Annotated in this window: 2 protein-coding genes; both read left to right on the top strand. The window is 68.4% G+C overall.

Features of this window, described 5'->3' with window-relative positions:
• Positions 1 to 232 (top strand): SDR family oxidoreductase (locus tag AC1D00_RS42190; protein ID WP_477014786.1); only part of this gene is annotated, 232 nt, incomplete at its 5' end.
• 14 nt (positions 233 to 246) lie between these two features.
• A complete protein-coding gene (locus AC1D00_RS42185; protein WP_477014785.1) occupies positions 247 to 1,086 on the top strand; it encodes an SDR family oxidoreductase in 840 nt (279 codons plus the stop codon).
• Positions 1,087 to 1,150 lie beyond the last annotated feature (64 nt).

The following is a 1,150-nucleotide window of genomic DNA, read 5'->3' as shown; positions in this document are numbered from 1 at the left end:
CCGCATCAACGCGGTCGCGCCGGGCAATGTCCTAGCCGCCGACGGGACCTGGGCGCGCAAGCTCGTCGAGAACAGGGCCGCGGTCGAGGACATGCTCGTGCGCGAGGTGGCGCTGCGCCGGCTTGGCAAGCCGGAAGAGATCGCCGACCTCGTCGCGTTCCTTGCCTCGCCCCGCGCGGCCTTCATCACCGGCAGCGTCGTGGTCGCCGACGGCGGCCAGTTGCGCAGCTGAACAGGAGCCTTCCAATGGCAAGCCCGTCCTCCCGCTACGACCTGACCGGACGCACCGCGCTCGTGACCGGCGCCGGCGGCCTGCTCGGGCGGCAGCACGTCGCCGCGCTTTCCGAGGCGGGAGCGCGCGTCGTCGTCACCGAAATCAGCCTCGCGCAGGTCGAGGCGGCCGTCACTGCGCTGAAACAGAGCACGCCCTCCGCCGATCTGATCGCACTGGCGCTCGATGTCACCTCGCAGGACTCGGTGCGCGCCGCGAACGAACAGCTCGCAGGCCGCGGCGTCACCGTCGACATCCTCGTCAACAACGCCGCCATCGATCCGAAGGTGACGTCGAGCCCGGGCGTCATGCACTCCTCGCGCTTCGAAGTGTTCCCGGTGCCGCAATGGCAGACCGAGATCGCGGTGGGCCTGACCGGGGCGATGCTGTGCGCGCAGGAATTCGGCGGCCAGATGGCCCGACGCGGCCGCGGCGTGATCCTCAACATCGCCTCCGACCTCGGCGTGATCGCGCCGGACCAGCGGCTCTACCGCCAGCCGCATGTGATGCGCGAGGAGGAGCAGCCGGTGAAGCCCGTGACCTACTCGGTGATCAAGCACGGGCTGATCGGTTTGACGAAATACCTGGCGACCTACTGGGCCGACCACGGCGTGCGCGTCAACGCGATCTCGCCGGGCGGCGTCTTCAACAACCAGGATCCCGCCTTCGTGGAGCGCCTCACCCGCTTGATCCCGATGGGGCGCATGGCAGATGTCGAGGAATACCGCGCCGCTGTCCAGTTCCTCTGCTCGGACGCGTCGAGCTACATGACCGGGCAGAACCTCGTCATGGATGGCGGCCGAAGCGTGTGGTAGCAGCCGCACAATGTTGACCAACTCCCGGTTGCCGAGCCAATATCGTGATCGTCCGGCCTCGCAC

The organism is Bradyrhizobium sp. P2_E8 (assembly GCF_056403875.1).
This window is presented reverse-complemented; position numbering and strand designations above follow the sequence as displayed.